The 22,524-nt window shown below is 70.3% G+C and carries 20 protein-coding genes; 9 read left to right on the top strand and 11 right to left on the bottom strand.

Features of this window, described 5'->3' with window-relative positions:
- Window positions 1-195: 195 nt before the first annotated feature.
- Window positions 196-1,584, bottom strand: coding sequence for a transcriptional regulator (locus ACWFRJ_RS20570; RefSeq protein ID WP_453532520.1), 1,389 nt, complete (start codon window positions 1,582-1,584; stop codon window positions 196-198).
- A 310-nt stretch (window positions 1,585-1,894) separates the two neighbouring features.
- On the opposite strand from ACWFRJ_RS20570, the gene ACWFRJ_RS20565 reads away from it, so the two are divergent.
- The 3 genes from ACWFRJ_RS20565 (at window position 1,895) to ACWFRJ_RS20555 (ending at window position 5,058) form a co-directional block, all read left to right on the top strand.
- Window positions 1,895-2,542 carry a bifunctional DNA primase/polymerase gene (locus ACWFRJ_RS20565; protein ID WP_453532517.1) on the top strand — a complete coding sequence of 216 codons (648 nt, stop codon included), beginning with the start codon at window positions 1,895-1,897 and terminating at the stop codon, window positions 2,540-2,542.
- A 105-nt stretch (window positions 2,543-2,647) separates the two neighbouring features.
- Window positions 2,648-3,442, top strand: coding sequence for an ABC transporter ATP-binding protein (locus ACWFRJ_RS20560; RefSeq protein ID WP_453532514.1), 795 nt, complete (start codon window positions 2,648-2,650; stop codon window positions 3,440-3,442).
- Window positions 3,439-5,058, top strand: a complete 1,620-nt coding sequence (locus ACWFRJ_RS20555; RefSeq protein ID WP_453532511.1) for a transporter — start codon at window positions 3,439-3,441, stop codon at window positions 5,056-5,058. The genes ACWFRJ_RS20560 and ACWFRJ_RS20555 overlap by 4 nt, the downstream gene beginning before the upstream one ends.
- A 279-nt stretch (window positions 5,059-5,337) precedes the next feature.
- Here the strand turns inward: ACWFRJ_RS20555 and iscB are convergent, their stop codons facing one another.
- Complete coding sequence (iscB, locus tag ACWFRJ_RS20550) at window positions 5,338-6,774, bottom strand: RNA-guided endonuclease IscB (RefSeq protein ID WP_453532508.1); 1,437 nt, start codon at window positions 6,772-6,774, stop codon at window positions 5,338-5,340.
- Between the two features lie 619 nt (window positions 6,775-7,393).
- On the opposite strand from iscB, the gene ACWFRJ_RS20545 reads away from it, so the two are divergent.
- Window positions 7,394-8,767, top strand: a complete 1,374-nt coding sequence (locus ACWFRJ_RS20545) for a PAS domain-containing protein (protein ID WP_453532505.1) — start codon at window positions 7,394-7,396, stop codon at window positions 8,765-8,767.
- A 168-nt stretch (window positions 8,768-8,935) separates the two neighbouring features.
- Here ACWFRJ_RS20545 and ACWFRJ_RS20540 read toward each other — a convergent pair whose 3' ends face one another.
- From ACWFRJ_RS20540 to ACWFRJ_RS20525, 4 genes are read right to left on the bottom strand one after another with little or no spacing between them, the layout of a single operon-like run.
- Window positions 8,936-10,153 (bottom strand): ABC transporter permease, encoded by a 1,218-nt coding sequence (locus tag ACWFRJ_RS20540; RefSeq protein WP_453532502.1) that lies wholly within the window; start codon window positions 10,151-10,153, stop codon window positions 8,936-8,938.
- A complete protein-coding gene (locus tag ACWFRJ_RS20535; RefSeq protein ID WP_453532499.1) occupies window positions 10,150-10,851 on the bottom strand; it encodes an ABC transporter ATP-binding protein in 702 nt (233 codons plus the stop codon). The genes ACWFRJ_RS20540 and ACWFRJ_RS20535 overlap by 4 nt, the downstream gene beginning before the upstream one ends.
- A complete protein-coding gene (locus ACWFRJ_RS20530) occupies window positions 10,848-11,918 on the bottom strand; it encodes a peptidoglycan-binding protein (protein WP_453532496.1) in 1,071 nt (356 codons plus the stop codon). The genes ACWFRJ_RS20535 and ACWFRJ_RS20530 overlap by 4 nt, the downstream gene beginning before the upstream one ends.
- A complete protein-coding gene (locus ACWFRJ_RS20525; RefSeq protein WP_453532493.1) occupies window positions 11,915-12,403 on the bottom strand; it encodes a hypothetical protein in 489 nt (162 codons plus the stop codon). The genes ACWFRJ_RS20530 and ACWFRJ_RS20525 overlap by 4 nt, the downstream gene beginning before the upstream one ends.
- A 138-nt stretch (window positions 12,404-12,541) precedes the next feature.
- On the opposite strand from ACWFRJ_RS20525, the gene ACWFRJ_RS20520 reads away from it, so the two are divergent.
- Together ACWFRJ_RS20520 and ACWFRJ_RS20515 are read left to right on the top strand one after the other, a co-directional pair.
- Window positions 12,542-13,210 carry a response regulator transcription factor gene (locus ACWFRJ_RS20520; RefSeq protein WP_453532490.1) on the top strand — a complete coding sequence of 223 codons (669 nt, stop codon included), beginning with the start codon at window positions 12,542-12,544 and terminating at the stop codon, window positions 13,208-13,210.
- A 62-nt stretch (window positions 13,211-13,272) separates the two neighbouring features.
- A complete protein-coding gene (locus ACWFRJ_RS20515) occupies window positions 13,273-14,454 on the top strand; it encodes a sensor histidine kinase (RefSeq protein ID WP_453533500.1) in 1,182 nt (393 codons plus the stop codon).
- On the opposite strand, the gene ACWFRJ_RS20510 is transcribed toward ACWFRJ_RS20515, so the two are convergent.
- Entirely contained in the window at window positions 14,442-15,206 is a 765-nt protein-coding gene (locus ACWFRJ_RS20510) for an SIS domain-containing protein (RefSeq protein WP_453532487.1), read from the bottom strand. The genes ACWFRJ_RS20515 and ACWFRJ_RS20510 overlap by 13 nt on opposite strands.
- A gap of 235 nt (window positions 15,207-15,441) precedes the next feature.
- Between ACWFRJ_RS20510 and ACWFRJ_RS20505 the strand changes: the two genes are divergently transcribed.
- Together ACWFRJ_RS20505 and ACWFRJ_RS20500 are read left to right on the top strand one after the other, a co-directional pair.
- Entirely contained in the window at window positions 15,442-16,134 is a 693-nt protein-coding gene (locus ACWFRJ_RS20505) for a metal-dependent transcriptional regulator (protein ID WP_453532485.1), read from the top strand.
- A 644-nt stretch (window positions 16,135-16,778) separates the two neighbouring features.
- Entirely contained in the window at window positions 16,779-17,642 is an 864-nt protein-coding gene (locus tag ACWFRJ_RS20500) for an alpha/beta fold hydrolase (protein WP_453532482.1), read from the top strand.
- A gap of 34 nt (window positions 17,643-17,676) precedes the next feature.
- On the opposite strand, the gene pdxH is transcribed toward ACWFRJ_RS20500, so the two are convergent.
- Window positions 17,677-18,402, bottom strand: a complete 726-nt coding sequence (pdxH, locus tag ACWFRJ_RS20495; protein ID WP_453532479.1) for a pyridoxamine 5'-phosphate oxidase — start codon at window positions 18,400-18,402, stop codon at window positions 17,677-17,679.
- A 315-nt stretch (window positions 18,403-18,717) separates the two neighbouring features.
- Between pdxH and ACWFRJ_RS20490 the strand changes: the two genes are divergently transcribed.
- On the top strand, window positions 18,718-19,818 hold the full coding sequence (locus ACWFRJ_RS20490; protein WP_453532476.1) for a citrate synthase 2: 1,101 nt from the start codon (window positions 18,718-18,720) through the stop codon (window positions 19,816-19,818).
- A 127-nt stretch (window positions 19,819-19,945) separates the two neighbouring features.
- On the opposite strand, the gene ACWFRJ_RS20485 is transcribed toward ACWFRJ_RS20490, so the two are convergent.
- The 3 genes from ACWFRJ_RS20485 to ACWFRJ_RS20475 form a co-directional block, all read right to left on the bottom strand.
- Window positions 19,946-20,731 carry an ABC transporter permease gene (locus ACWFRJ_RS20485; RefSeq protein WP_453532473.1) on the bottom strand — a complete coding sequence of 262 codons (786 nt, stop codon included), beginning with the start codon at window positions 20,729-20,731 and terminating at the stop codon, window positions 19,946-19,948.
- The gene (locus ACWFRJ_RS20480) at window positions 20,728-21,693 is read right to left on the bottom strand and encodes an ATP-binding cassette domain-containing protein (protein WP_453532470.1); all 966 of its coding nucleotides are present in this window, start codon (window positions 21,691-21,693) and stop codon (window positions 20,728-20,730) included. Before ACWFRJ_RS20480 ends, ACWFRJ_RS20485 begins: the two co-directional genes overlap by 4 nt.
- Window positions 21,694-21,761: 68 nt before the next feature.
- Complete coding sequence (locus ACWFRJ_RS20475) at window positions 21,762-22,430, bottom strand: DUF4097 family beta strand repeat-containing protein (protein WP_453532467.1); 669 nt, start codon at window positions 22,428-22,430, stop codon at window positions 21,762-21,764.
- Between the last annotated feature and the right edge of the window lie 94 nt (window positions 22,431-22,524).

Raw genomic sequence — 22,524 nt, 5'->3', positions numbered from 1 at the left:
TAATCGCGGAAGTAACAAAAGCTCTCCGCGAAACGCTGGTTACGTCGCCAAGAAGGGGCGCTCGCGTAAGGGAGTTGGACATTCACGGTGCGGAAAGGGCAGGGACGGGCCACGTTCACCGTTGCGCGACACACATCACAAATTCTTCACGCGATCGGATCCCGCACCCCGAGCCCACTCCCCGATCCCGCCCTTTCACGCCGCCTGGACGTCCACGCGCGCCCCGAACTCCCGCACCACAGGCTCCTCCCGGTACGGCGCGAGCCGGTCCTGGAAGTCCTCCAGATACTCCGCGCCCCGGTTCGACCGCAGCGTGCCGAGGAGTTCGACCGCCTTCAGGCCCGTGTGGCACGCCTGCTCGATGTCCCGGCGCTGCACCTGCGCGGTGGCGAGCAGGACGAGGCCGATCGCCCGCCGCCGCGCCCGCGTCTCGGGGTGCCCCGCGAGGGACTCCTCCGCACTGCGCGCCGCCGCGTCCGCCTGACCCAAGTCACGGTGACAATGAGCCAGTTCATCGGCCAGATACGCATGGTCGAAGTGCCGGATCCACACGGGGTCGTCGCCCGAGTCCGCCTCCCCCGCCGCCCGGTCCATCGCCTCGACCGCATGGCCCGCGACGACCTGCGTGGAGCGCCCGTCCCCGAGCAGCGCGTGTCCCCTGGCCTCAGCGGCGTAGAACATGGCCTCCGCGCGCGGGGTGACCCGCCCGCGCGTCCCCTCCTGTGCCGCCCGAGCCAGCTGCGCGATCTCCCGCGGATTGCCCAGCTGGGCCGCGAGATGGCTCATGGACGCGGCCAGTACGTACCCGCCGTACCCCCGGTCGCCCGCCGCTTGTGCGAGCCGCAGCGCCTGGATGTAGTAGCGCTGGGCCAGACCCGGCTGGCCCGTGTCCACCGCCATGTACCCGGCGAGCTCCGTCAACCGCGCGACGGCGGCGAACAGTTCGCGCCCCACGGACTCGCGGTACGAACCGGCGAGCAGCCCCGACACCACGCTGTTCAGATAGTGCACGACGACCGGCCGCACGTGCCCGCTGCCGTACTGGTGGTCGAGCTTCGTCAGCGCCTCCGTCATGGCCCGCACCGCCGCCACGTCGGAGAGTCCCACCCGCGGCCCCGCCATCCGCCCGACCTGCGCGTCCGGCGACGAGATCAGCCAGTCGCGGCTCGGCTCGACGAGGGCGGACGCGGCGACGGACGAACCGGACAGGAAGTCCCGCCGCCCCACGTCGCTGCGCCACAGCTCGCAGACCTGCTCGATGGCGCCGAGCACGGTGGGCGAGAACTGCAGACCGACGCCGGACGCGAGGTTCTTGCCGTTCGCCATGCCGATCTCGTCGATCGTGACGGTCCGGCCCAGCTTGCGGCCGATCGCCTCCGCGATGATGCCGGGAGCCCTGCCGCGCGGCTGCTGGCCCCGCAGCCACCGGGCGACCGACGTCTTGTCGTAGCGCAGATCGAGACCGTGCTCCGCACCGCACATGTTGACCCGGCGGGCCAGACCCGCGTTCGAGCAACCCGCTTCCTGAATGAGTGCCTGCAGCCTTTCATTGGGCTGCCGCGCGACGAGCGGCCTTGCGGCCATGGCGTACCCCCTGATGTGCACCGTGGTTCATCTGGACGGACTGGACGGAGGGGCCGGAATCAGCCACCCCAGATGATCAATGCCCCTGGAACAAACGGAAGATGCACCACAAACGGACCATAAGTCGGTAACCGGGCCGCTTCTTCGGAGTGCCCCAGTCCTGGCTACCCGCACATGGAACCCATTCCCCATGCGCGCCCCCGCCCGTGCACCCATGCGCCCCACATGCAGGATCGATGCTCCGCCCCCGCGCACGCGACGGCCGTAACCGTAGGTGTCGGGCGGAGTTGAGAAGTCCGTGGAAGAGACCATGGGAGTCACGTCAGCCGCGCACATCCCGAAGCAGCGCGGAGAATCCTTGCTGGACACGGCCGTGCGATACGCGGAAGAGCGCCACTGGGACGTGTTCCCCGGAACATGGCTCGAGTCCGTCGAGGGGGCCGAAATCTGCTCGTGCGGTGACGCCGCGTGTACGGCGCCCGGTTCGCACCCGGCGCGCGAGGACTGGGCGACGCAGGCGACGGGGAGCGCGACCGCGGCCAGGCGGCTGTGGACCAAGCAGCCGAAGTCCTCGATCCTGCTGCCGACAGGCCGCACTTTCGACGCGATCGACGTACCCGAGACGGCCGGGTTCCTCGCCCTTGCCCGCATGGAGCGCATGGAGCTGACGCTCGGCCCCGTGACCTGCACGCCGGACCGCCGAATGCAGTTCTTCGTCCTCCCCGGAGCCACCGCGAAGGTGCCGGAGCTCGTACGCAAGCTCGGGTGGCCGCCGGCCGCGATCGACCTCGTCGCCCTTGGCGAGGGGTCCTACGTCGCCGCGCCCCCGACCCGCTTCGGCGCGACGGGCGCCGTGCAGTGGGCGTGCAGCCCCACCGCGGCGAACCGGTGGCTGCCCGACGCGGAGGAGATCATCTCGCCGCTGGCCTACGCGTGCGGGCGGGAGGCGCGGAGGTAGAGCCTGTCCGGCGTTCGAGGACGAACTCGGCGAAGCCGGTGATGACGGTGCCCAAGCCGTATCGTGCACGGTCAAAGGCGACGACGACAGAGGGCGGCGGACACCGTGACCGAGGAAGACCCGGCGGCAGCACACCCGGCGGTACGAGTACAGGGACTCTGGAAGGCCTTCGGCCAGCAGATCGCCGTCGCCGGGATCGACCTCACCCTCCCCGCGGGCAAGTTCATCGGCCTCGTCGGCCCGAACGGCGCCGGCAAGACCACCACCCTCTCCATGGTGACCGGACTCCTCCGCCCGGATCAGGGCACCGTGGAGGTCGTGGGCCACGACGTGTGGGCCGACCCCGTCCAGGTCAAGGCCCGCATCGGCGTCCTCCCCGAAGGCCTTCGCCTCTTCGAGCGCCTCTCGGGGCGCGAACTCCTCGCGTACACCGGACGCCTTCGCGGGCTCCCCGGCGACGAGGTCGACAAGAGGGCGACCCAACTCCTTGACGTGCTCGACCTCGCGGGCGCCCAGCACAAACTGGTCGTCGACTACTCCACGGGCATGCGGAAGAAGATCGGCCTCGCCGCCGCGCTGCTCCACAACCCCGAAGTCCTCTTCCTCGACGAGCCCTTCGAGGGCGTCGACCCGGTGTCCGCGCAGATCATCCGCGGCGTCCTGGAGCGCTACACCGCGTCCGGCGCCACCGTCGTCTTCTCCTCGCACGTCATGGAACTCGTCGAATCGCTCTGCGACTGGGTCGCCGTGATGGCCGCGGGACGCATCCGCGCCCAGGGCACCCTCGCCGAGGTGCGCGGCGCCGCCCCCTCGCTCCAGGAGGCGTTCCTGGAACTGGTCGGCGCCAACGGCCGCGACAACGGCTCGCACCTCGACTGGCTGGGCGGCGGCACCCGATGAGCGCGGCCCGGACAGCAGTACCTACTGCGGCCTCCGCCCCCTCCATCACGCCCGTCTTCGTACGGCTCAAGCTCTCGCTCCTGCGCAACGGCCTGCACCAGTCGTCAGGACGCCGCGCCGCCTACATCGCGTCCGTCGTCGCGGCGCTCCTCGTCGCCGCACTCCAACTCCTCGGCCTGATCGTCCTGCGCGGCAACGAACACGCCGCCACCGTCTCCGTCCTGCTCACCGCGGTGCTCGCGCTCGGCTGGGCGGTGATGCCGCTGTTCTTCCCCAGCGGCGACGAGACCCTCGACCCCACCCGCCTGGTGATGCTGCCGCTGCGCCCGCGGCCACTGGTGCGCGCGCTCCTCGTGGCGTCCCTGGTGGGCATCGGCCCGCTCTTCACGCTCTGCCTCGCTGTCGGCGCGGTGATCTCCCTCGCGCACGGTGCGGCGGCGGCCGTCACCGCGGTCCTGGCCATCGCGCTGACGCTGCTCATCTGCGTGGCCCTGGCGCGCACCGTCGCCGCCGCCAACATCCGCCTCCTGACCAGCCGCAAGGGGCGTGATCTGGCCGTTCTGAGCGGCCTGGTCATCGCGGTCGGCGCACAGCTCGTCAACTTCGGGGCGCAGCGGCTCGGTTCCTCGGGGCTCTCGCAGCTCGACCCCGTGGCGGACGTCGTCCGCTGGATCCCGCCCGCGTCGGCGATCGGCGCCGTCGACTCGGTGAGCGAGGGCTCGTACGCGGCGGGGATCGCACAACTGGCCCTGAGCGCCGCCGCGCTCGCCGCCCTCCTGGCCCTCTGGCAGCGCAGCCTCACCCACCTCATGACGACCCCCGACGGCTCGACGCTCGCGGCGGCGGAACCCTCCAAGGCCCGCTCGGCGCGCGGCCCGGGCAGGCTGCTGCCCGGCGGACGCACCGGCACGGTCATGGAGCGCAGCCTGCGCTACGTGTGGCGCGACCCGAAGACGAAGGCGGCCTGGGTGACGTCCCTGGCCATCGGGCTCATCGTGCCGCTCTTCAACGCCATGCAGGGCACGGGGTCGATCTACTTCGCGTGCTTCGCGGCCGGGATGCTCGGCGTCCTGATGTACAACCAGTTCGGCCAGGACACCTCGGCGTTCTGGATGGTGGCGACAACGATCTCGTCGACGTACGACGCGTACGTCGAACTCCGTGCCCGCGCACTGGCACTGATGGTGATCACCGTGCCGTACGCGACCCTGGTGACGGTCATCACGGCGGCGGTGCTCGGCGACTGGACCGGCCTGCCGGAGGCGCTCGGCCTCTCCTTCGCCCTGCTCGGCGCGATGCTGGCGACGGGCGCGTGGACATCGGCCCGCTTCCCCTACTCGATCCCGCAGGAGGGCTACAAGAACGTGGCCCCGGGCCAGGCGGGCCTGGCCTGGATCTCGATCTTCGGCGGAATGGTCGCCGCGGCCCTGCTCTGCGCCCCGGTCATCGCCTTCACCATCTGGCTGCACGTATCGGACGCGGACTCCTGGACCTGGCTGCTGCTGCCGCTCGGCGGGGTCTACGGAGCGGTGATCACGTACTTCGGCGTACGGCTCGCGGCGCCGAGGGTGGCGCGGCGGCTGCCGGAGATTCTTACGGCGGTCAGCAAGGGCTGAGCCCAGCTCTTCCGCCGGAACGCAGACGACCCGCGAGCCGTGGTCCCCGCCGTACGGGACGGCGGGAAGCCGGCCGGACTCACCGGCGGCTCGCGGGTCGGGTGACTGCTTGGGATTGGGCCGGTCGCACGCACATCACACGTGCTGGTCCGGCGCCGAAATCGAGTTGCGACGACGGGCCACTAGCCCGCAGTCACCTCACGCGTCCGGTTTCCATACATCTGCCGAACCACCTCCTCTCCGTGATGACCGACAGCCTAGGAACTGGTTCGGCTCGGCTCAACCGCTTTTTTCGGAAGCCGGTGAGACGGGCTCCTGCCGTGTGTCGTAGGCGTATCCGTCGCCGCGCTGGAGCAGCCGCAGATTCCGGTAGGAAACGTTGATCCGCCCCGTCTGCGTGGTGATGCTGTGCTGGCCCCTGGCTCGTACAGAGATACGTCCCTTCCAGGTGCCCGCCCACTTGCCGGTGGGCACCGTGGCACGGACGAGATCCCCGGTCACGTATCCGAAGTGCTGTTTGGTCCGTGCCCTTCGAAGTCGGGGAAAGCCGAAGCGGTCGGGGGTGGTGCGGGCGTAGGAGCCACGTCCGGTGGCCTTCATGACCAGAACGCGCGCGGGCACTCTGACGATCCTGCCGCCGTTCTCACGATCCAGGTCGCCTACGGCGAGGGCGTCGATGGTCTGGGTCTTGTCGAGCCCCATCGCCGTCCGGTTCCGATGAGTGCGGCCGCCCGGCCAGGTATGCACTGGCGGACCGAGAACGCCCAGTGCCTCGGTGAGCTGTCGGCGGGTCGAGTTCATGACGGCGGCATCGCGCAGGGGCCTCCGGGTCTGCGCCAGGATCTCCGCGAGCAGGCCAGGGCGATCGGCGAGGAACTGGGTGACAGGCGTGCTGCTCTTGGCCTGGTTGCAAGGGGCGCAGGCGAGCACGAGGTTGGAGAGTCTGCTGGTACCACCACGACTGACGGGGTGGACGTGGTCGATGTTCAGAGGGACGCCGGTCGCTCCGCAGTAGCCGCAGGCTCTGCCCCGAGTGGTGAGCAGGTATGCGCGAGCGTCGGTTCCGGCGAGTGCGCCGTTCTGGTACTCGGCCCCTCTGAGCTGCTTGCCCACGCTCATTGAGTGAGAGTCGAACATGACGCTCTCGACGTGTATCCCTGTGACCGGCGCGTACCGGCAGAAGCGATTCACCAGAGAAACGGTGGTGTCGACACGGTGGCGCACCGAGGGGGCGAGCCACCCATCCGGGCGGGTGCGGTTGTCGCTTCTCGGCGCTCGGTGGCGGAGGTTCGCGGATCGTCGTCTGTGCCGGTACCCGGCGCGCTGCTTCATGCAGTGCCGGATCTGGTCACCGCGGTGGTGCAGTTCGGCTGTCACCAGGCCCCGGCGCACAAGGACGGCCTCCCCGCGATGGCCCTTTTCGGTCCTCTCGTCCGTGAGGGCGAGGCCAGTTGCCTTGGATCCGGGGTCGATGCGCATCTGCACGCCCTCAACTTCCGAGTCGGCGCGTGTGCGCTCCTTCAGCCGGATGGTGAACGGGACTTGGCGGTGGATCACAGCGCGTCCGCTGTCGAGCAGTTCGCGGGCGCGGGCAGGGTGGCACGGCATCAACGGCTTTCGGTCTTTGGCCAGTACGAAGACTCTGCTCGCACCGACGCCCCCTTCGTAGCTAAGGGACGTGGGAGCGTCACCGCTCCCGATCTCTGCCGTCTCCACCGCCGCAGCGGCCGATTCGGCGTGACGCCGACGGGGTCTGACGCGATGCCCGCCGGTCTCCCCTCGCCCATGTTCCCCGCCGGCGCCCCGCGCGATGGCGGGGAGTCCGTGAGCCGTTTCGTCCTTGCTCCTGAGGGTGTCTGCTCTCACGGATTCCAGTGCGGGCTGCTGAGGAAGCACAGCCCGGTGGGTCTGCTCGCCTGCGGAAAACGTAGTCATCAAAGGGCGCCTTCCTGTGACCTGATGGTCTTGATGACTCGGGCTGATCACTCGGCCTGTCCGTGCAACGGGACAGACTCCGGCCGTAAGCCGAAGAGCGAGCGATCTCCCTTCGTGCGTATCCATCGACGACGCTAGCGATCACACTCCTCCCAACGGGCGGAAGCACTCAAGGCCAGCCATTTGTGCGAATCGTCAGACGTGAGTTCGTTTCTGGGGGGCAGGACTTGTGAGGAACATCGAGCCGTCTCGAGACGTTCACGCGGGGCAACGATTTCGTCCAACTTCTGGGAAGTACCTGTGGGCTGCGTCACGTTCGAGTTCAATGATCTGACGTGCGGTACATGCGGAAGTCGCAGAACATGCAGCTCATGAGGACACGGCCTGCAGGGGGTGCCAGGTGAGTGCTTCCCGGCGTAGCGGGACCACCGACGAGCTGGGGCCTGAAGAACCCGGGCCAGGTGGAGCCGAATTGCTTGCGGCGTTGCTCGACGGGATGGACGCCGCGTTGTGTGCGTTCGATGCCGATGGGGTGGTGACGCACTGGAATCGTGAGGCCGAGCGGATTCTCGGGTGGTCGGCGGCGGAGGCCGTCGGGCGGCAGGGGTTCGCGGGGTGGGCGGTGCGGACCGCCGACGCCGAGGAGGTCGAGGCGCGGCTCCTGTCCGCCATGGACGCGCACGGGCGGCAGGTGCACGAGTTCGCGCTCCTGACGAAAGACGGCGGGCGGGTGCTCGTGCGGACCCAGTCCGCAGCCGTGCGGGGCGGGGACGGCAAGCCCGCCGGGGTGTACTGCGCCTTCAGCGAGGTCCATGCGCAGATCGACCTGGAGCGGTCCATCGCCTTGAGCGAGGCCCTGTTGGAGAACGCGTCCTGGGGTGTCGTGCTCGTCGACGCCGATCTCCGTCCCGCCGTGGCGAACGAACACGCCGCGCGGGCCCTGGGGATGGGGCGTACGGCCCTGCTGGGGCGGCCCCTCGGGGAGTTGCTCGGGCAGGGCGTCGAGGAGCTGGAGAGCGCGCTGAGCCATGTGCTCGCCGAGGGTGCGCCGCCCGCGCCGGCCGAGATGTGGGTCTCCGTGCGGGCCACGGAGAGCGGTGAGCCGGAGCGGCGTTGCTGGCGCAGCGGCTTTCTGCGGCTCGCGTCGCCGCTCGCGGAGGAGCCGGTGCCGCTGGGGGTCGGCTGGCTCTTCCTTGACGTCACGGAGGCCAAGCAGACGGAGCAGGAGGCGGCGCAGCTGCGCTTCCGTTCGCAGCAGTTGCACCGGGCCTCGCGTGCCGCGGGTGAGTGCGAGGATCCGACGGAGGCGGCGACGGTCCAGCTGGACTTCGCCCTTGCCGGGTTCGCCGACCACGCGCTGATCGATCTGGTGGCGGGTGACGGGGACCCGGTTCGGCTCGTACGCGCCGCCGCGACGCCCGCGGGCGCTCCGGGGCCGTGTCTGCCGGTGGCCAAGGCGGGCCTGCCCGTCCGGTATCTGGAGGGCCACCCGGCCCCGCAGTGCGTGGACCGGGTGGGTTCGGTGCGGGCCAGCGCCGGTACGGCGCCTCCCGAGCGGGCCCGGGAGTGGGCGGCGGCCAGGCAGTGGCCGGAGGACTCCGTCCACGCCCTGTGCACGGTGCTGCGCAGCCGGGGGCGGACGCTGGGGGTGGTGACGTTCCTCCGGGGCGCGAGCCGCACCCAGTTCGAACGGGCGGACGCGACGTACGCGGAGAGCGTCTCGGCGAGGGTTGCGGCTTCGCTTGATCTGGCGGGGGTGTTGGGTACGGGGTGAGCGTGTGCGGGGTGCGGGGTGCCCGTGCGGGGTGCGGGCTTTCTGGGCGCCGCTTCGCGGCGAGTTTTTCCCGCCCACCCGCCTATAACCCCGGGTAATCGGGTGGGTGGGTGGGAGACATCCGTCGCGAAGCGGCGGTCCAACGCTGCCCCAGGCCCAGGGGCCCGACTAAGCCGCGTGCAACGCCAACGTCGGTGACAGCCGCGCCGCCCGTACCGCCGGGTAGAGACCGGCCACCGTCCCGATGATCAGCGTCGCCCCGAACCCCCCGCTCACCGCCCACAGGGGTACCACCCAGGGAAGTCCGCCCGACACGGCGTACGCGCCGGTCGCCGCCGCGCCCAGTGCGATGCCCGCAAGGCCGCCGAGGCCGGACAGCATCAGGGACTCCGTCACGAACTGGATCCGGATCTGCCCCTTCGTCGCGCCCATCGAGCGGCGCAGGCCGATCTCGTACCGTCTCTCCAGGACCGAGATGATCATGGTGTTGGCCACCCCCACACCTCCCACGAGCAAGGCGATCCCGCCGAGCCCGAGCAGCAGCGTGGAGAACGCCCCCTCCGTCGCCGCCTTCGCCTTGAGCGCCGAAGACGGGTCCGTCACCTGGACGTTGCGCGGGTTCTCCGGGTCGATCGAGGCGGCGAGCAGGCTGCGGACGTCGTGCACGGAGTCGTCGGTGGACCGCTCGTACACCGATGTCGGGCGGCCGTCGAAGCCGAGCTCGCTCTTCGCCGCATCCCAGCCCACCAGGGCCGAGCGCTCGACGTCGGGCGAGAGGGGCAGCGGGTCGAGGATGCCGACGACCGTGAAGTAGCGGTCGTCCACCCAGACCTGCTGGCCCGGCTCCGTGATGCCGAGGCGGTCGGCCGCGACATGGCCGAGGACGATCGACGGATAGCGGCTGTTGGCCGCGTTGAACCACGTGCCGTGCCCCATCTCGCCGCGAAGGACCTTCAGCAGGCCCTCGGTCGCCGCCTTGACGGCAATGCCGCCGGTCTCGTCCTCGGGGATCTTCTCGCTGCGCCGCACGCTGCGTTCGAGGTCGCCGGTCGCGCCCACGTCCCGTACGCCCCGCACACGCGAGACCCGGCCCGCCGCGTCACGCGGGAGCACCACCTCCTCCCCGGAGAACATGGGCTCCCCGGGGGAAGCCACCAGCATGTTCGTGCCCAGTTCGTCCAGCTCACGCATGAGTTGCGCCTTGCTGGAGGAGGAAATGCCCACCACGGCGATCATCGTGGCGATCCCGATCGCGATGCCAAGCGCCGACAGCACGACCCGCACCGGGCGGCTGCGAAGACCTGCCGAGCCGACATGAAGCACGTCCCGCGGCCCGAGTCGCGCCGCCTTCAGCCGCGTACTCCTGACCTTCTTCGTACGGATCATCCGGCCAGCACCCCCTCACCGGCAGCCGACCGCACATCCGCCACCACCTGCCCGTCCCGGATCCGCACCTGCCGCGGCAGCCTCTCCGCGATCTCCGTGTCGTGCGTGATGACCGCGATCGTCGCGCCCTCCGCGTTGAGATCGTGAAGGAGCTCCATCACCGCCTCGCCGGACGCCGAGTCAAGGGCGCCGGTCGGCTCGTCGGCCAAGAGCAGGTCCGGTGAACCGACCACCGCGCGCGCGATGGCGACACGCTGCTTCTGGCCGCCGGAGAGTTCGTGCGGGCGGTGCTTCATGCGGTCGGCGAGGCCGACCCGGTCGAGCGCGTCCGCGGCCCGCGCCCGGCGCTCCCCGTGCGAGAGGCCGGAGTACAGGAGCCCCTCCGCCACGTTGTCGCGCGCGCTGATCCCCGGCACCAGGTGGAACGCCTGGAAGACGAAGCCGATGTGCCGTGCGCGCAGCGCCGAGAGGCTGCGGTCGGCGAGCGTGGCGACATCGTGTCCCGCGATCGCCACCGAGCCCTCCGAGGGACGGTCGAGGGTGCCGATGATGTGCAGCAGCGTCGACTTGCCGGACCCTGAGGGGCCGACGATGGCGAGGAGTTCGCCCTCCTGAACCGTCAGGTCCACGCCGCGCAGGGCGGTGACCCCGCCCGGGTACTCCTTGGTGACCCCGCCCAACTCCACGACGGCGCTCATATCTTGGGCACCCCGACCTTCGTGCCGTCCTTCAGGCCGCCCCCGGTGACCTCCACGCGCCCCTGTCCGAACATGCCGAGTCCGACCTTCACCTGGCGGGCGCGGCCGTGCTCGACGACCTGGACGCCGTAGCCGCCGCCGGGCAGCGCGAGCAGGGCGTTGACGGGGACGGAGAGGACGTTCTTACGGGTCTCCCCGGTGAGGTTGACCGTGACCGGGGACTGGTCGAAGCCGCCGACCTTGCCGGGGGCGTCGAAGGAGACCGTCACCGGGATCTTGGGGGTCTTGTCGGCCGGGTCGTCGCCCGGCTTGGCCGTCTTGCCGACGGACGCGACCTCGCCCTTGACGTTCGAGCCGTCCGGCAGGTCCACGGTGACCTTGGTGCCCACCTTGGCGAGCTTCCCCTCGGTGACGTCGAGCTGGAAGCGTACGACCCGCTCGGCGCCCGTCGTGGAGAGCACCGGCTTGCCCGGCGCGACCTGGTCGCCGACGGCCGACTCTGTGGACTTCACGCGGACGCCGCCCGGCGAGAAGGCGATCTGGTCGGGGCCGACGCGCCCGGTCTGCTTCTGGTCGTGCGCCTTCTGCCACTGCTTGACGGCGGCGGCCGTACCCGCCGTGTACTCGTCGTCCACGGCAAGACCGGCGCCGTATCCGAGCGCCTGGAGATTCTCTTCGAGCTGTCGTACGTCGTTGCCCTCGTCGCCGGTCTTCAGCGTGCGGTACATGGGCTCGGTGCCGTACATGAGGCGTACCGGGACGCCGTTGACCTCGTACAGGCGCCCGTCGCGTTCGATCGTCGAGCCGCTGCCCGTGGACCAGGTCAGGGTGCCGGTGGTGCCCGCGTTGATCTTGCGTTCCTTGGCGTAGCCGAGGGTGCCGTCGGTCTGGGTGCCGCTGCTGAGGTCGCCGCGTTCCACGGGGGCGGTGGCGGGCGGGAGTCCGGAGTCGTCCCGGCTCACGGAGCCGTCCTTGCCGTTGTCGGCCAGGGCGGTGACGGCGACGCCGCCGCCGGTGATCGCGAGCAGGGCCACGACGGTGGCGACGACGGCGGTGCGGCGCCTCACGCGACGATGTCCTTGCACGCCTTGGCGGCCTTCTCCATCTTCTTCGCCTCGGCGCCCTCGGGCATCTTCTGGGCTTCCATGGCGCCGCCGTCGAACTTCGGGTCGGGCATGTTGTAGCCGTTCTCGCGCATGCACCGGGCGTACTTCAGCATCTTGTCCTTGTCGGCCTGCGAGACCGATCCGCCGCCGGAACCGCCGTCCTTGCCGGTGCACTCCTTCATGGCGGCCTCCATCTTCTCCTTGCTCAGGTCGCCGCCGATGGTGAGCCCGCGGGCGTCCTCGCCGGACTTGGGCTCGGACACCTTGAGGCCGTGCTTGCGCAGGCACTCGCGCTCCTTGAAGGCGGCGTCCGCCTGCTTTCCCTTGCCGCCGTCGGCCTTGTCCTGGCTGCTGCTCCCGCCGCCGCCGGAGGAGCAGGCTCCGGCGAACAGGGCGAGTGCGGCGAACCCTGTGGCGATGGCTCCTGAGCGCGTACGAGTCCTCATGGCGTCCCCTTCACTTCTCGCTGTCGCTTCGACGCGTTGCCACGTCGTCGCGCACAGGCTTGCGGGAAGCGAGGTTTCGTTTCTCTCAACGGAGACGCTTACACCGACGAAAGGTGCACTTCAGGTACACAGGGCCGCATGCGCGTACTGCTGGTGGAGGACGAGGAATTCCTGGCCGAGATGATCGCCCACGGGCTGCGCCGCGACGCGCTCGCGGTCGATGTCGCGGCCGACGGTCTGACGGCGCTGCGCAAGCTGCAGCTCGGCGAGTACGACGTCGTCGTCCTGGACCGGGACCTGCCCGGCCTGCACGGCGACGAGGTGTGCCGCATCGTGGTGCGGCAGCGGCTGCTCACCCGGGTCCTGATGCTGACGGCGTCGGCCACGGTCCGGGAGCGGGTCTCGGGCCTTGGCATCGGCGCCGACGACTATCTGACCAAGCCCTTCGCGTACGACGAACTCCTCGCCCGCGTCCTGGCCCTCGGCCGCCGCACGCGCCCCGCACTCCCGCCGGTCATCGAACGCGCGGGCCTCGTCCTGGACACGGCACGGCGCCAGGCCAGCCGTGAGGGACGTCATCTCGCGCTCTCCCGGAAGGAATTCGCGGTGCTCGAGGCGCTGCTCCGGGCGGACGGCGCGGTGGTGAGCGGCGACGACCTGATCGAACAGGTCTGGGAGGAGGACACCAGCTACCGCACGAACGCGGTCCGCGTCACCCTCTCCAAACTCCGCGCCAAACTGGGCGAACCCCCGGTGGTGGAGACGGTCCCCGGCGCGGGCTACCGGATCGCGGGAGGGGCGGCGTGAGGCGGTTGCGCGTCGGCGGCCTCAGCAGCGAACGTGCCCGTCTCACCGCCCTCTACGGCGGCATGCTCCTCCTCGCGGGGGCGCTGCTCACCGGGCTCGTCTACTTTCTGGTGCGGCAGGGGCTCTACTCCTCCATCAGCACCGCCGTCACCACCGCAGTCCCCGCCCGCGGAACGCATCCGCCCTGGCTGATGCCCACGCCGACCGCGTCCTGGTCGGCGGCGGCGACCGCCGAGCCGCTGCCCGCCGACGGCGTCACGGCCCGCGACCTCACTCAGGGGCTCGCCATCACGAAGATCAGTGATGTCGCCGAGCAGGCCGCCCTGAGCAGGCTGCTCACCGTCTCCGTCATCGTGCTGTTCGTGTACGCGGCGCTCTCCATCCTGCTCGCCTGGTGGATGGCGGGCCGGGTCCTGCACCCCGTGGCCGTGATCACCGGCACCGCGCGGCGCCTGTCGGGCGAGAACCTGCACGAGCGGATCGCGCTCGACGGACCGCCCGGCGAGCTGAAGCAGCTTGCCGACACGTTCGACGAGATGCTCGGGCGGATAGAGCAGCTGGTCGGCGCGCAGCAGCGGTTCGCCGCCAACGCCGCGCACGAGCTGCGCACCCCGCTCGCCGTCCAGCGGGCCGCCGCCGAGATCGGCCTCGCCGGGGAGCCCGACGCGGAACAGGTGGCCCGCATCCGTACGAAGCTCATCTCCGTCGCCGACGACAGCGAGCATCTGATCGAGGGGCTGCTGCTCCTGGCCACCACGGAGCGGGGGCTCGAGCGGCGTGAGCCCGTCGCACTCGACGTCATCGCCGACGCGGTGACGGAAGGGCTCGCGGGGCGGGCCGCCGAGCGGGACGTCACCCTCTTCCTGGACGCGGAGCCGCTCACCGTGCGGGGCGACGGGGTTCTGCTCGACCGCCTCGTGCACAACCTGGTGGCGAACGCCGTGGACTACAACGTCAAGGGCGGCCGGGTCGAGGTGCGCACGGGACCCGACGGCATCGAGGTCGTCAACACCGGGCCCGTCGTCCCGCCGGAAACCGTTCCGCTCCTCTTCGAGCCGTTCCGGCGCCTGCGGGCACGTACCCACGCGCGCGGGGAAGGCGCGGGTCTCGGCCTGTCCATCGTCGCCGCGATCGCCCGCGCGCACGGCACACGGGCGATCGCGGAGGCGAACGAGGAGGGGGGAGGGCTCAGCGTGCGGGTGCGCTTCTGCGAGGAGGGACCCCAGCAGCCTCAGCGGCGGTAGAAGATCCGGTCGCCGTACTCGGCGAACACGCGTCCGTTCCACTCGTGGCCGCCGTCCACGTTCCCGGACCGCAGCAACGGCGGCTCGACGCCCCGCGCGGCGAGCTGCTCGACGGCCGTCGCCACCACCGCCTGCATGATCGCGTTGGTGACCACGCTGGAGGCGGGTCCGAAGGGCGCGTCGATCGATTCGAGGCTGAGCTCCGCGTCGCCGAGGGCGATCTTGGAGTCGATCACGACGTCGCAGTGGTCCTTGAGGAAGGTTCCGGACACGTGCCGCGACTTCGTCTCCGTCGCGTACGCCACCGACGTCACCCCGATGACCTTCAGGCCGAGCGCGCGGGCGTTCATCGCCATCTCCACGGGCAGCGAGTTACGCCCGGAGAGCGAGATGATCACCAGTACGTCGCCGGGGCGGGCCGGCGACGAGTCCAGGACGGCGCCCGCGAGCCCGTCAACGCGCTCCAGGGCGGAGCCGAGCGTGGCGGGCATGACGTCGATCCCGACGACGCCGGGGACGGCGAGGAGGTTCATCAGGGCGAGGCCGCCCGCGCGGTAGACGACGTCCTGGGCGGCCAGCGAGGAGTGCCCGGCTCCGAAGGCGAAGAGCCTGTTGCCCGTCTCGACCGCGTCGGCGAGCAGCGTGGCCGCCGCGTCGACGTTCCCGCCCTCCTCGTCGCGCACCCGCCCGAGCAGGCCGATCGCGGCGTCGATGTACTGACCGGCCAGCTTGCTCTCGCTCTTCGAGCCCATGCGTCGAGGAACCTTTCGGGGTACGTAGTACGTATGTTTTGTACGTATGTTCTGCACGTGTTTCCCGTGTGCCGCGGCTCACGTTGCGGTCTGGACCAGTGCCCTGTCAATACGGCCCGAGCACCTCGTCAAGGCCGTCAGGACCGGGTTTTCCCCTGGCGCGACCCGGTTGTCAGCGGTATGCGTCAGACTTGGTAGCAGGGCCGGCCGCACGAGCGAGATCTGAGGGGCACCCATGTCGGGGCTTATTGACACCACTGAGATGTATTTGCGCACCATCCTCGAGCTGGAGGAGGAAGGTGTGGTCCCCATGCGCGCCCGGATCGCCGAGCGTCTCGACCAGAGCGGGCCGACGGTGAGCCAGACAGTCGCGCGCATGGAGCGCGACGGCCTGGTGGCGGTCGCGAGCGACCGCCATCTGGAGCTGACGGAGGAGGGCCGCAGGCTCGCCACCCGCGTGATGCGCAAGCACCGCCTGGCGGAGTGCCTGCTCGTCGACGTGATCGGCCTGGAGTGGGAGCAGGTCCACGCGGAGGCGTGTCGCTGGGAACACGTGATGAGCGAGGCGGTGGAGCGCCGCGTCCTGGAGCTCCTGCGCCACCCCACCGAGTCTCCGTACGGCAACCCGATCCCGGGCCTGGAAGAGCTCGGCGAGAAGGACGTGGCCGACCCGTTCCTCGACGAGGGCATGGTGTCCCTGGTCGATCTCGACCCGGGCGCGGAGGGCAAGACCGTCGTGGTGCGCCGCATCGGCGAGCCCATCCAGACGGACGCGCAGCTGATGTACACGCTGCGGCGCGCGGGCGTGCAGCCCGGCTCCGTGGTGAGCGTGACGGAGTCCGCGGGCGGAGTGCTCGTGGGCAGCAGCGGTGAGGCCGCGGAGCTGGACAACGAGGTCGCTTCGCACGTCTTCGTCGCCAAGCGCTGAGGCCGCGCCGAGCCCGCGCCGAGGCCCGCTCCGGGACCCTTGGGGCCGGGCTCTGGCGGGATCCGGTTCACGGCACCTCACGTTACCGGTGGTTAGCATCAACTAGTGGTAACGGTTGGGCAGTTGTGAAGACTCCAGGGTTGTATGGAGTCCAAGATTCAGTGTGCGGAATCGCAGCGCCCGGACGTTTTGCGTGCGAGGCTGTCGCGTGAGGCATATGACCAAAGGGCTCTTGTCGTGTCGGCGCACAACCGGCCGCCGCGGCTGTGGGAGGGGGCAGGAGGATGTGCCCATCTGGTGAGCGGGAGCGCGTACGCGAGCCGTGCGCCTCGCCGTGCCCTGAGCACGCGAAGGGCCCCGGCGCCCTTGAGCGCCGGGGCCTGTCCTCCCCTGCAGTGACCCGGAGCCCCGAGCTCCCAGGGTCGTCCCCCTCGGACCGTTTTCCCCGAGCGGCCCGCCTCCCGATGAAGATCTCCCCTCGGCAGCGGCGGCCAATCCTTGAGCGTGGTCACTCGAACGAGGGGTGTTGTCGGCGATCCGGCCGGTTTCGAAAAAGAGTTCGATAACGTGCGGGGGTGCGTGACAGAACCAGGCGTTCAGCCAGGCGTTCAGCCCGAGAGGATTCAAGGGGGGTGCCAGGAACCATGGTGCGGCGCATTGACGTGACAGGCGCGGGTGGCGTTCGCCTCGCCGCCTGGGAGTTCGCTGATCCTCCCAAGTCCAGGGAGACCGACGGTCCGCCCGGAGGCGTGCTCTTACTGCACGGCCTGATGGGCCGTGCGTCCCACTGGGCGGGCACCGCCCGCTGGCTCTCCGAGCGGCATCGCGCGGTCGCACTCGACCAGCGTGCGCACGGGCAGAGCGACAAGCCCCCCGAGGGCCCCTTCACCCGCGAGGCCTACGTGGCCGACGCCGAGGCCGCGCTCGTCCAGCTCGGCCTCGCCCCCGCCGTCCTCATCGGCCACTCCATGGGCGCGCTCACCGCCTGGCAGCTCGCCGCGAAGCGCCCCGATCTCGTCCGCGCCCTGATCATCACCGACATGCGGGCCTCCGCACTCGGCGCCGCCTCGCAGCGCGAGTGGGAGGACTGGTTCAAGGCCTGGCCCGTCCCCTTCGCGACACTCGCCGACGTACGGAAGTGGTTCGGCGAGGACGATCCGTGGGTGGAGCGGAAGAATCCCTCACGCGGCGAGTTCTTCGCCGAGGTGATGGCCGAGGGCCCGGACGGCTGGCGCCCCGTCTTCGACCGCGACCAGATGCTGAAGTCCCGCGAGACCTGGGTGTACGACGCCCACTGGGAGTATCTGACCCAGGTCCAGTGCCCCGCCCTGGTCGTCCGCGGCCTGGACGGCGAGCTGGGCCGCGCCGAGGCGCAGGAGATGGTTCGCGTGCTGCCCCGCGGGGCGTACGCGGAAGTGGCCGACGCCGGTCACCTCGTGCACTACGACCAGCCGGAGGCCTGGCGCGAGGCGATCCAGCCGTTCCTGGACGGGGTTCTGACGGGGTGACCGGCAGGACCCCGGCCCTCACGGGCTGAGGTCCTCACGGGCTGAGGCGCTCGACCGTCCAGCTCGCGGCGGTGTCCCGGCCCGCGCGCTCGTAGCGCAGGCGGTCGTGCAGGCGGTTCGCCCTGCCCTGCCAGAACTCCACGCTCCGCGGCTCGACGCGGAAACCGCCCCAGTGCGAGGGCGCGGGCACCTGCTCGCCCTCCGGGTAGCGCTCCGCCAAATCGGCGTACGCGCGGTCGAGTTCGTCGCGCGTGGCGATGACCGACGACTGGGCGCTGGCCCAGGCGCCGAGCTGGGAGCCGTGCGGGCGGGTGCGGAAGTACGCCACCGTCTCCTCGCGGGGTACGCGCTCCGCCGTACCCGTGACGATGACCTGACGCGCCATCGGATGCCAGGGGAAGAGCAGGGCGATGTTCGGGTTAGCGGCCAGTTCACGGGCCTTGCGGGACTCGTAGTTGGTGAAGAAGACGAAGCCGCGCTCGTCGTAGCCCTTCAGCAGAACCGTGCGCGAGCTGGGGCGCCCCGCGGTGTCCACCGTCGAGACGACCATGGCGTTCGGCTCGTGCAGCACGCCCGCGTCGGCCGCGGCGAGTGCCTGCGTGAACCAGAGCGCGAACAGCTCGACGGGCGTGGCGGGCAGCTCCGCCTCGACGAGTCCGTCAACGCCGTAGTGGGCCCGTATGGCGGCGAGGTCGGACGCGGGAGGGGCGTCAGCGGCTGATGATGAGGCTGATGCGGAAGCGGCGGCTCGATCGGTCACGCTGTCATCTTGCCGTATACGAAGGGTCACCCGACGGGCTGTCGCGCACCACAGGGAGGTGACGTGTGGCACTGAGTGCCGCGCACCATCGCCAAGGGTGGCACCAAGGGATATCGTGCGCCTTCCGTATCGGTTGGGTGACCACCAGCCGCACGGGGCATCACCGGGGTGACCGACCCGGACCGCGAGTCGAAAACCGGAAGCCACCGACGCACCGGCAGACCGCGGAACCGGACCGGAAATGCCCACTTCTGACACATGGTCACGAGCTGTCTGTCACCACCATCTGTCGTACACATCACGAGGAGCCGCCTGATGTCCGACTTCGTACCCGGACTTGAGGGAGTCATCGCGTTCGAGACGGAGATCGCCGAACCGGATAAGGAAGGCGGCGCGCTTCGCTATCGCGGCGTCGACATCGAGGATCTGGTCGGCCACGTCTCCTTCGGCAACGTCTGGGGCCTGCTCGTCGACGGCGCCTTCAACCCCGGTCTGCCGCCCGCCGAGCCGTTCCCGATCCCGGTGCACTCCGGTGACATCCGCGTCGACGTCCAGTCCGCGCTCGCGATGCTCGCCCCCGTATGGGGCCTGAAGCCCCTCCTGGACATCAGCGAGCAGGAGGCCCGCGACGACCTCGCACGGGCCGCCGTCATGGCCCTCTCGTACGTCGCCCAGTCCGCCCGCGGCCAGGGCCTGCCGATGGTGCCGCAGCGCGAGATCGACAAGGCCGACACGGTCGTCGAGCGCTTCATGAAGCGCTGGCGCGGCGAGCCCGACCCCAAGCACGTCAAGGCCGTCGACGCGTACTGGACGTCGGCCGCCGAGCACGGGATGAACGCCTCCACGTTCACGGCCCGCGTCATCGCGTCGACGGGCGCGGACGTGGCCGCGGCGCTCTCGGGCGCGGTGGGCGCCATGTCCGGGCCCCTGCACGGCGGGGCGCCGTCCCGTGTCCTCGGCATGATCGAGGAGATCGAGCGGACCGGGGACGCGGAGGCGTACGTGAAGCAGGCCCTGGACAAGGGCGAGCGCCTGATGGGCTTCGGCCACCGGGTCTACCGGGCCGAGGACCCCCGCGCGCGGGTCCTGCGCCGTACGGCACGTGAGCTGAGCGCGCCCCGCTTCGAGGTGGCGGAGGCGCTTGAGAAGGCCGCCCTGGACGAGCTGCACGCCCGCCGCCCCGACCGGATCCTGGCGACGAACGTCGAGTTCTGGGCCGCGATCGTCCTTGACTTCGCCGAGGTGCCGGCGCACATGTTCACGTCCATGTTCACGTGCGCGCGGACCGCGGGCTGGTCGGCGCACATCCTCGAGCAGAAGCGGACGGGGCGTCTGGTCCGTCCGTCGGCCAGGTACATGGGCCCCGCGGCGCGCGATCCCCGGGAGGTCGAGGGGTTCGGGGACATCGCGCGGTAGGTGGCCATAGGCATCGGTAGGCAGCGGTAGACGTACGAACGAGGCGGCGTACTCCGACGTGGTGTCGGTGTACGCCGCCTTGGTGTGGGGCGAGTCGCGGGAGGGGCCGCCCGCGCGGTCACGACGCCTACTTCGCGTCGCCGTTGAACTTCGAGGCCGACCAGAAGTAGCCGAGCACCGCGAGTCCGACGCACCAGGCGACGGCGATCCAGCCGTTGTTGCCAATCTCGGTGCCCAGGAGCAGGCCGCGCAGGGTCTCGATGGCCGGGGTGAAGGGCTGGTACTCGGCGATCGGCTGGAACCAGCCCGGCATCGCGTCGATGGGGACGAAGGCGCTGGAGATCAGCGGGAGGAAGATCAGCGGCATCGCGTTGTTGCTTGCGGCCTCGGCGTTGGGACTGACCATGCCCATTCCGACGGCGATCCAGGTGAGCGACAGGGCGAAGAGCGTGAGCAGTCCGAAGGCCGCGAGCCACTCCAGGGCGCTCGCATCCGTGGAGCGGAAGCCGATCGCCACGGCGACGGCGCCCATGAGGACCACGCTGGCGATGCACTGCAGGACGCTGCCGACGACGTGCCCGATGAGTACGGAGCCGCGGTGGATGGCCATCGTACGGAAGCGGGCCATGATGCCCTCGGTCATGTCCGTGGAGACGGAGACCGCGGTGCCGATCGTGGTGCTGCCGATGGTCATCAGGAGGAGACCCGGCACGATGTAGGCGATGTAGTCGGAGCGGTCGCCGCCGCCGATGCCCGTGCTCATCACGTCGCCGAAGATGTAGACGAAGAGCAGGAGCAGCATGACCGGCGTGAGCAGCAGGTTCAGGGTGAGGGAGGGGTAGCGCCGGGCGTGCAGGAGGTTGCGGCGCAGCATCGTGTTCGAGTCACGGACGGCGAGGGAGAAGGCACTCATCGGACGGTCTCCTTGGTCTGGTTCGACTGGGTGGGGACGTGGGTGTTGTCGGTCAGGGCGAAGAAGACGTCGTCGAGGTCGGGGGTGTGCACGGTGAGTTCGTCGGCCTCGATACCCGCGGAGTCCAGCCAGTCGAGGATGGAGCGCAGCTCGCGCTGGGTGCCGTCGCTGGGCAGTTGGAGAGCGAGCGCCTCGTCGTCCCGGGTGACCTCGGTCAGGGCGGCGGCGGCCGACTGGTAGGCGTCCGGGTCGGTGAAGCGCAGCCGGACGTGTCCGCCGGGGATGAGCCGCTTGAGTTCCTCCGCGGTGCCTTCGGCGGCGATCTTGCCGTTGTTCAACACCGCGATGCGGTCGGCGAGTTCGTCGGCCTCCTCCAGGTACTGGGTGGTGAGGAAGACGGTCACGCCGCCGGAGACCAGGCCGCGGATGATGCCCCACATGTTGTGCCGGGAGCGCGGGTCGAGGCCGGTGGTGGGCTCGTCCAGGAAGATGATCCGCGGGTCGCCGACCAGGGTCATGGCGATGTCCAGGCGGCGTTTCATGCCGCCGGAGTAGGTGGAGGCGGGCTTCTGGGCGGCCTCGGTCAGGTCGAAGCGCTCCAGGAGCTCGGCGGCCACCCGGCGGCCCTCCTTCTTGGACAGGTGGTGCAGGTCGGCCATCAGGAGCATGTTCTCCTCGCCGGTGATCAGGCCGTCGACGGCGGAGAACTGCCCGGTGACGCCGATCTGGGCGCGGACCGCCTGCGGGGCGGCGGCCAGGTCGTGGCCGCCGACCCGCAGTTCGCCGGCGTCGGCGCCGACCAGGGTGGAGAGGATCTTGACGGCGGTGGTCTTGCCCGCGCCGTTCGGGCCGAGCAGGGAGAAGATCGTGCCTTCCGGGACGGCCAGGTCGATGCCGTCCAGAACGGTCTTGTCGCCGTAAGCCTTGCGCAGCCCGTGCGCCGCGATGGCCAGGTTCGTCATGAGGAGTGCTCCTTCAAAGCTGCGAGGTTCAGAGGCGTCAGGGGCGTCGGAGGTGTCAGTCGGAGGTGTCAGAGGCTGCGGGCGGTGATGTCGCCGTGGGAGACGGTCGCCTTGATGACGAGGCCGGGCGTGCTGTCGCTGTTCTTCAGGGAGTTGTCGATGCGGCCGTAGCCGGTACCGGCGTCCAGGGAGGCGGAGACTCCGCGAGCGGCGCCGGCCGTGATGTTGCCCTGCTGGGTGTTGAGCGTGAGCGTGCCGCCGGTGGCCTCGGTGACGTTCACGTCGCCCCGCTGGGTGCTGATCTCGCCGTCACCCGTGAGGCGGCCGACCGTGATGGTGGCGTCGTGGCCGGTGAGACGGGCGCTCGCGGCCTCGTCCAGCTTGACCGAGCCGTAGCCGCCGTCGAAGACCACGTCACCGAGGCGTCCCACGCCCCGGAACTCCGCGGCGGCGGACTTCGCCTCGACACGGGACCCGGCGGGCAGCTGGACCGTGACCTCGACGGCACCCGAGTTGCCGAAGACCCGGTTCTTGCCCTCGGGGACCTGGATCCGCAGGACGCCGTCGGCGTAGGTGACCTCGGTCAGCTCGGCGGCCTTCACGTCGCCGCTCTTCGAGGCGTTCACGGGCAGGACCTCGACCGTGGCGTCGGCGCGGTCGGCGGCGATGAACTGGATCCGCCCGGCGGGGATGTCGAGGACGGTGGTGACCGGGGCGGAGGTGTCGAACTTCTGCATGGTGTGCTCCTTGTGTCCGTGGTGTTCGTCGTGCTTTCTGATGTCGTGAACGCTACGTTGCATTCACGGTTCCATCAATTGCTTCGTTGCGAAG

It is taken from the genome of Streptomyces sp. NPDC055239, assembly GCF_053606205.1.
Note: the sequence above shows the minus strand (reverse complement) of the source record. Positions and strands in the feature narration are given on the sequence as shown.

Bases quoted from the DNA above. Each gene is read 5' to 3' on its own strand.
- ACWFRJ_RS20515 (WP_453533500.1), top strand. From the start codon at position 13,273: ATGCTCCTCCTCGCGGGGGCGCTGCTCACCGGGCTCGTCTACTTTCTG.
- ACWFRJ_RS20525 (WP_453532493.1), bottom strand. From the start codon at position 12,403: ATGAGGACTCGTACGCGCTCAGGAGCCATCGCCACAGGGTTCGCCGCA.
- ACWFRJ_RS20480 (WP_453532470.1), bottom strand. From the start codon at position 21,693: ATGACGAACCTGGCCATCGCGGCGCACGGGCTGCGCAAGGCTTACGGC.
- ACWFRJ_RS20565 (WP_453532517.1), top strand. From the start codon at position 1,895: ATGGGAGTCACGTCAGCCGCGCACATCCCGAAGCAGCGCGGAGAATCC.
- ACWFRJ_RS20510 (WP_453532487.1), bottom strand. From the start codon at position 15,206: ATGGGCTCGAAGAGCGAGAGCAAGCTGGCCGGTCAGTACATCGACGCC.
- ACWFRJ_RS20500 (WP_453532482.1), top strand. From the start codon at position 16,779: ATGGTGCGGCGCATTGACGTGACAGGCGCGGGTGGCGTTCGCCTCGCC.
- ACWFRJ_RS20570 (WP_453532520.1), bottom strand. From the start codon at position 1,584: ATGGCCGCAAGGCCGCTCGTCGCGCGGCAGCCCAATGAAAGGCTGCAG.
- ACWFRJ_RS20540 (WP_453532502.1), bottom strand. From the start codon at position 10,153: ATGATCCGTACGAAGAAGGTCAGGAGTACGCGGCTGAAGGCGGCGCGA.
- ACWFRJ_RS20520 (WP_453532490.1), top strand. From the start codon at position 12,542: ATGCGCGTACTGCTGGTGGAGGACGAGGAATTCCTGGCCGAGATGATC.
- ACWFRJ_RS20490 (WP_453532476.1), top strand. From the start codon at position 18,718: ATGTCCGACTTCGTACCCGGACTTGAGGGAGTCATCGCGTTCGAGACG.
- ACWFRJ_RS20555 (WP_453532511.1), top strand. From the start codon at position 3,439: ATGAGCGCGGCCCGGACAGCAGTACCTACTGCGGCCTCCGCCCCCTCC.
- ACWFRJ_RS20505 (WP_453532485.1), top strand. From the start codon at position 15,442: ATGTCGGGGCTTATTGACACCACTGAGATGTATTTGCGCACCATCCTC.
- ACWFRJ_RS20485 (WP_453532473.1), bottom strand. From the start codon at position 20,731: ATGAGTGCCTTCTCCCTCGCCGTCCGTGACTCGAACACGATGCTGCGC.
- ACWFRJ_RS20535 (WP_453532499.1), bottom strand. From the start codon at position 10,851: ATGAGCGCCGTCGTGGAGTTGGGCGGGGTCACCAAGGAGTACCCGGGC.
- ACWFRJ_RS20475 (WP_453532467.1), bottom strand. From the start codon at position 22,430: ATGCAGAAGTTCGACACCTCCGCCCCGGTCACCACCGTCCTCGACATC.